The sequence below is a fragment of the Floridaenema aerugineum BLCC-F46 genome (genome assembly GCF_041929345.1).
GTDB lineage: Bacteria > Cyanobacteriota > Cyanobacteriia > Cyanobacteriales > Aerosakkonemataceae > Floridanema > Floridanema aerugineum.
Window position 1 is genome coordinate 1 of sequence record NZ_JBHFNQ010000053.1, and the last position, 6360, is coordinate 6360.

10 protein-coding genes and 1 pseudogene are annotated in these 6360 nt (G+C 40.0%); 7 read left to right on the forward strand and 4 right to left on the reverse strand.

All coding sequences use genetic code 11. The features are described from left to right. Nucleotides 1-50 precede the first annotated feature (50 nt). Nucleotides 51-455 (forward strand): annotated as a pseudogene (locus tag ACE1CC_RS06680) (transposase); the annotation flags it as partial. 391 nt (nt 456-846) lie between these two features. On the opposite strand, the gene ACE1CC_RS06685 reads toward ACE1CC_RS06680, so the two are convergent. The 4 genes from ACE1CC_RS06685 to ACE1CC_RS06700 all read right to left on the reverse strand — a co-directional run bounded on the left by ACE1CC_RS06685 (nt 847) and on the right by ACE1CC_RS06700 (nt 3521). Then, nucleotides 847-1197, reverse strand: coding sequence for a type II toxin-antitoxin system VapC family toxin (locus ACE1CC_RS06685; RefSeq protein WP_413269688.1), 351 nt, complete (start codon nt 1195-1197; stop codon nt 847-849). 552 nt (nt 1198-1749) lie between these two features. Beyond that, nucleotides 1750-2034, reverse strand: coding sequence for a CopG family transcriptional regulator (locus ACE1CC_RS06690; RefSeq protein WP_413269689.1), 285 nt, complete (start codon nt 2032-2034; stop codon nt 1750-1752). Nucleotides 2035-2082: 48 nt separating this feature from the next. Then, nucleotides 2083-3153 carry a hypothetical protein gene (locus ACE1CC_RS06695; protein ID WP_413269690.1) on the reverse strand — a complete coding sequence of 357 codons (1071 nt, stop codon included), beginning with the start codon at nt 3151-3153 and terminating at the stop codon, nt 2083-2085. Continuing rightward, nucleotides 3153-3521: an N-6 DNA methylase gene (locus tag ACE1CC_RS06700; RefSeq protein ID WP_413269691.1), complete on the reverse strand. Its 369-nt coding sequence runs from the start codon at nt 3519-3521 to the stop codon at nt 3153-3155. Before ACE1CC_RS06700 ends, ACE1CC_RS06695 begins: the two co-directional genes overlap by 1 nt. Nucleotides 3522-3879: 358 nt before the next feature. On the opposite strand from ACE1CC_RS06700, the gene ACE1CC_RS06705 reads away from it, so the two are divergent. From ACE1CC_RS06705 to ACE1CC_RS06730, 6 genes are all read left to right on the forward strand, one after another. Continuing rightward, nucleotides 3880-4101, forward strand: coding sequence for a hypothetical protein (locus tag ACE1CC_RS06705; protein ID WP_413269692.1), 222 nt, complete (start codon nt 3880-3882; stop codon nt 4099-4101). Then, nucleotides 4085-4501 (forward strand): hypothetical protein, encoded by a 417-nt coding sequence (locus tag ACE1CC_RS06710; RefSeq protein ID WP_413269693.1) that lies wholly within the window; start codon nt 4085-4087, stop codon nt 4499-4501. Before ACE1CC_RS06705 ends, ACE1CC_RS06710 begins: the two co-directional genes overlap by 17 nt. Before the next feature lie 7 nt (nt 4502-4508). After that, nucleotides 4509-4694: a hypothetical protein gene (locus tag ACE1CC_RS06715; RefSeq protein WP_413269694.1), complete on the forward strand. Its 186-nt coding sequence runs from the start codon at nt 4509-4511 to the stop codon at nt 4692-4694. A gap of 20 nt (nt 4695-4714) precedes the next feature. Beyond that, nucleotides 4715-5008, forward strand: a complete 294-nt coding sequence (locus ACE1CC_RS06720) for a hypothetical protein (protein ID WP_413269695.1) — start codon at nt 4715-4717, stop codon at nt 5006-5008. Nucleotides 5009-5014: 6 nt separating this feature from the next. Continuing rightward, entirely contained in the window at nt 5015-5788 is a 774-nt protein-coding gene (locus ACE1CC_RS06725) for a hypothetical protein (protein WP_413269696.1), read from the forward strand. 77 nt (nt 5789-5865) lie between these two features. Then, nucleotides 5866-6360: FtsK/SpoIIIE domain-containing protein (locus ACE1CC_RS06730; protein ID WP_413269697.1), on the forward strand; the 495-nt coding region annotated here is incomplete at its 3' end.

Here is a 6360-nt window from a genome sequence, read left to right on the forward strand (position 1 = left end):
AAAAAACTGCTAAAATCTATACATAGCAAGGATTTCAGCAGTTATAAAGTATGACCCAACAAGCTTCGCGCTCACTCCCAAAACAGTTCAAATTTGAGCAACCAAAATCGCCCCCAGTTGTAGTTAATTTCCAGGGTGGACAGGTAACATCGGATGCCGGATTAAGTTTAATTGCTGAAATAGACAGAAAACTACAAATAACATCACAGTTTGCACAGTGTTTCCAAGATTACCGAAAACCAAATCGAATTGACCATACAGTAGAAAGCTTAATTACACAAAGGATATAAGGTCTGGTCATGGGGTATGAAGACTTAAATGATCACGAGGAATTACGTCATGAGCCAATGTTTGCTATAGCATTAGGAAAAAGAATTGGTAGAGAAAATGAGCCAGTCATTTTAGCCGGAAAAAGTACATTAAACCGTCTCGAACATTGTCCTGATGATCTAGAACAAGGATTCGTACTAAATTACTGAAACTAGGCGCATTGATTACTGTAAGCGCCGGGCGAATTTTAGTTGCGATTACTAGCTCTTGTCCGTACAAACATATCTTTGCTGCTGCTTACAGATGCTTAAAAATGCTCCCAAATACCGCTTAATCTAAAGTCAAGGTGCATTTTCTAAGTCTCTAATTAATGAGACTTTGGCTTGGTTTTATCTAAGCCGGGTTTTGTAACGTTTAATTTTATGAACACAGCATTTCGATTTCAGTACTAAGATAAATAGAGTAACTATTTTATCTTGATAAATCACGAATTATACTTAACTTATTTCCCTACCTAAATTTCAATTGATGATGTATCAAAAAAAAGTCTTACATCAGGTCATGTAAATTGATTTTTTATTGTTTGTGAGAAATGCGGGGTAAAGGGGCGCTGACTCGGTGAGAAAGCGCAATATAAGAAGCATCATAAGCGGAAATTCCGTAAGCTATGGCAATATTAACGGCTTCTTCCATTAGTTCAGCCATAGAAACAAGTTGCAGAGGGAAAGTTTTCAGGGTAGCTAAGTCTGGGGGAACATCCGCAGCAGCGTAAAGTCCGGCGCGAACATATTTCCAAAAGATATTTGCGATTTCAATATAAAACAGATCTGGAATGAAGAATTCTGTTTGAGGAATAGCGAGGTGGGCGAACAGTTGATAAACTTTTATAGATAGCAGCAACACTTGTAGTTCCTGTAGATAGAGCATGAACCCTATCTTTGCCAATACCACTGCTCATATAAGCACAAACAAAGGGTGAAGCAATACCAGCTTTAAAGCGAACTCTCAAGATATTGTTATCATGTATTGCTTCGGGTAAGTGATTGCGCCAAACAGCAGTTTTTCCTACAAGCTCAGGGGTGTTTCTAGTATTGAAAAGAAAATCTCGATATTGAAGCGTTACAGTTGCAATATCTGGAACAGAATTTTTGTGTACCCACTCTACATCTTCGAGTAATAATTCACCCCAACCTAAGTTCCCCATTTTTATAAGTGGAACATTCCTATCTATTTCACTTACTCCTCTAGTAGTTGTTCCTAAAGTTAAAGATGCTACTAGATCACCGAACCTAGAAACCCTCCAGTCTTTAGGGATTAGACCTAACGGCGAATCCTTAAACTCCTCAGTTTTAACCAAAGTCTCACGCATACCCCAACCCACTTACAAACTTAAGCGATGCTGCTAAATATCAATGTCATCATCGAACTGTCCAGGCAAATCGATCGCAATTAATAACGCTTTATTTAGTTGTGCGATCTCTACCCCTTTTTATATTCTGACTCTCCTATTTGCCATGCTTCCCAACTAGCATTAGCAAATTCAGCTTCCATTTGTAATACTTCCTTCTGATCTTCAGGATCTTTAGCCATTTCTGCTAACTCTGCATCAATTTCAGCACGTTTTATTGCTGCCAATTCTTTACGCAAAGCCCTAGCAATCAGTTCATTTCTACTCTTAGCTTTTCCTGCTTTTACAACCTTCTCAGTTGCTTCCAAAAGCTGAGATGGTAACGCCACATCATTGAGAATAATTAAGTTTTCCATAATTTACATTCACTAAATTTTCAACTATGTTTTGGTGACGGCATTAGTTTAAGCATACCCCAACCCACTCAAAAACTCACTCAAATGCTTCACCGCTGCATCCCGTTCCGTTTCAATATCCTGCAAAGTCACCCGATACTTATCCCACCAATTCTCTACCGTCGCAATCACCTGCTGACGGTGTGCTGTGACATATCGCTCTAATTCAGCCGTTAACCCATCCTCGAAAGTCGCTAACACCAACCTCTGACAATCTTCATCCGTCAAAGTCGCCCGTTTAGCCTCCAAACGTTTCACCAATTCATTCTTTAGCGTCCTCAATTTTCCCTTCGCTGCCGCTAACTGCTTTTTCATCTCATTATAAGGTTTCAATTGTTCCTCAATTTCGGCAATTTCTGCTTCAACCAACCCCAAAGATTGCTCAATCTCGGCAATTTTATCCCTATACAACAAAGACGATTTTTTCAAAGTTTTTAGTTCCTTTTTCGGTTCCTTAATCGTCGCTTTCAGCGTCTTTAATCTTGTCTCCAATTCCTTGACAAAATTAACTGCTTCTGCATCATCTTCACTGGCTTCTGCCTCATCAACTTCTGCATCTTCCCCCCGTTCAAACGCTTCTTTTTGCTGCTCTAACTCGGCAATTTTCGCCTCAGCATCGGCAATTTCCTCCAGATAATTCGGCATCAACCGCACCACCAACTTATGATTAAGCGGGTCGAATTTCGTCTGATTTTTCTGCTCCTCTTCATCCTCTTCCAAAGCATCCCGAATCGTATCCACCCAACTATCAACTAATCCGCCAAAATCCGATTCTGATAAGGTTCTGAGTTCATACTTCACCTCATCCCACCAACTCGCCACTACCCCCGCAACTTTGAAGCGATCGAGCAATCCTACAGGTTCCAAACTATCAACAAAAGAGCGTAAAAACTCCCCCCGTAATTCCATCACTTTCTTAGTTTTTGGCAACTCGCCCAAACTTGGTGCATGAAGTTGCCACCAAGCAGTAAAAACACTATAAAGCTTGCCTTCTTGTTGTTGAACGCCAGCATCAGATTCAATAAAATTTTTAATCTGCCCTCTTTCCGTAATTGAGGCAATAAAATTTAAATAATCCATTAACAATGCTCCACTAAAATCCTAGTTGGATCGAATCCATGCGCCTCTAACAATGGACGCTTTGCCTCTACTTCAACTTTAGGAATTCCCCCCAATAAATGAGCCTTCACATCCTGCGGTTCTGGCGGTGGCGCGTTATCCGCATAGCGGTGAATATTGCAGTTATAATCATTTTCTGCCAATTCCTGCTTTGTCACCACAGCCGAATAACCCGGTAAAGCCTGAAAATTTTCAAACACCCAGGTAATCTTTTCAATATGTTCGGGACGCAAATAATTCTGAGCTCTACCTGCGTAATATTCCGCATCAGCATTAATAAATAAAACCCGATTTTTCCGTATGCAACCTACACAACTGGAATTTGGCATATCTCGAAAAGAAGCGATCGCCGTTTTATCCCGAATTCGCTACGGACAAGATAGCCAAAAGCAGGGGTTAGGGGTTAGGGGTTGGGTGTTAGGGAAAAAGAATTAGGTGTTGGGTGTTGGGGGTTAGGTGATAGGGAAAAAGAATTAGGTGTTAGGTGTTGGGGAAATTTTCTTCTTCTTCCCTATCACCTACCCCCTGACCCCTATCCCCTAAAGTTTCCCTATCACCTAACACCTGACCCCTAACCCTTAAAGTTTCCCTATTACCTAACACCTGACCCCTATCCCCTCTCATGTTCCCTAACCCCTAACCCCTACCCCCTAACCCCTGCCTTTAAAGATTGCATATAGCCCAGAAGTGCAGCAAAAGGTAGACCAAAGTTACCAAATTTTGGAAGCAGCATTATATGGCATAAATCCAGATTACGATAGCGATAATTTAGTCACCGAAATAGAGGCACAACTCCCAAACGTACTAGGCGGTATCAACTTGAATATTACCGCCTTACCCACCAGCAAAGAAGTTGTCTCTACCAACAACAGCAGCAACAACAGTGGCAAGAATGGCAAACAATCATAGAAATTTCGATGAGGTGATTACAGATGTTTGGACTTTGGAATTGGGTATTACCGACCGATTGTTGGGCAATAGTATCCGAATTAATTGGCAGGTTATAGTGATGTCAAAAACCAGAACTATTCGCTTACCAATTCGTGTAGCTACTCCCGCTGCCATCGTCAGTCGCACTTACAGTTATCAGGAGGATTACGCTACTAATAATTGTGCCAATACTGAATCAGAAAATAACCATTTGCCTTTAATCTTTGGATTGTTTCTTACTTGTTTAGTAATCTTTAGTATCGGCTACATTGTGGCACAAAACCAGCAAAATATTGCACTAGAGAATGCCAGGAGAGAAGCTATAGCAGCCCAAAATAAACTACAGGCAGTTAAGCGATGTGTGGAATCAATAAAGTGAACGACAAATGAAAATACGCCGATTAACCCCGACTATCCAGTACTGCAATTCCGGTAGAACTGAAGAACGAACTGTTACTTGTTTGTTTGACGACATTAGCGAACAATACGAACTAACTAAAGTTTTTGTTTTGGAGCTAAGAAAAAAGCTCATCTTCAGCAAAAATGACCAAACTTTCTTGGTGAACGATTAAATAATTGGGGAGGTAAGAGCATGACTTTCGGTTCTACTTCATCGCCTCATCGAAGCTATAGTTTAGCGATTTTGATGAAAACGTTGTTACTGCTTTCTGTACTAGGCGTTGGTATTTTTATTGGCACTAGGTTTGTGGAAGTTAGTAACTCCGATAGAGTACGTTCGTTAACTCGTAATAACCTCAAGTTAGTAGATGATAATCGCTTATTGCGCGACCAAATCAAGCAAAATAATGCCCAACTGAAAGAGGTTAATACCAAGCTCGAACAGCTTACTAAATGTTTAGAAAATGCTGGGTACACCAACAAATGAAAAACCATGCCTAATTATCGATACACCAATCCTCAAGGTGATGATTGCACTTGTACTTGTCGTCATAATTCGCCTTCTCAAAAACGGTACAAAACTACACTAACACCTCGTCAAATCGATGCTATCAAAAGCATTTGTAAACGAAATAAAAGTCAGTTGGAGATTGGTGGCATCATCATTAAAGATGGCACGATTAAGCAGTTACCAAACCTTGCCAAAAATCAACGCGATAGGTTTGAATTTAGGTGGGGTAATGAACCTGCGATCGCTATTTGGCATCGTCATTTAGAGCATCACGAACCATTCTTGTCTGATGATGACATTAAAGCAGCACAAACTAGCGGTTTATCAGTCTATATGTACCATGAAAGTGAGGATATTTTTGACCAATATCATCCTCATGGTACTCCAACTAACAAGCCAGTTCGTAATTATGAAATCAGCTTCTCTTGTCCACCAAGGGAAATAGCAGCAAGGCGAGAAATTAATCATGCGTATCAGCAATATTTGGCAGATTTAGCAGATGCTCAAGCCGAACTAAAAGCAGGTAGAGAACAATTAGAACAGGAACGTTTGGAGGTATTGATTCGCCATCAAGATTATCGTCAATTGTTTTTGGATGACTTAAATCCAAGAAATCCGAAAAACAGTTATCGTAACTCAGAAATTGACTTTCTTCCACATCGCAATTACCAACAAAAGCCACTTAATGAAATGGTTGATGTAGATGCCACTATCAAAGGATTAAAGGCAAATATTGCAGCTATCAAAAAGAGTTAAGTTAAACCCTTCAGATGTTATTGATTCCCTCCTTAATCAATGTGAATCAGTGGGTAAATTGTTATCAGCATTAATTCGTGCTCTTGAAAACGGAAGTTAAATTCTTCCCTAACCCCCAACCCCTAACCCCTACCCCCTACTCCCTGTTTGGTATATCAGCTAATTGGATTGATTCCTTAGTTGGTGCTAGTTTTGTTCGTTGTCATATCAAACTAAACCAATCGCTTAAACCACAACGAATTAATACCGTTAAAGCATTGGCTGAGGATTTAGCAGCCGAATTAGCATTGAAGTATACACCATTTATCAGTAGAGATGGTGGTTATGTAGCGATCGACATTCCCCGAACTGAAAGACAGATGTTAGCTTTCTCTGATTATATAAGTTTTCGTCCTCAATTAGTAGAATCGTTGTTAATTGCTATAGGTGTCAACCTAAATGGTGAATTAATCTATGCCGATTTAACTGATACTGATACCTGTCACTTTTTGATTGGTGGTACTACTGGAAGTGGAAAAACTGAATTACTGAAGGCGATTATTGCTAGTATCATCTGGTCTTATTTACCACAA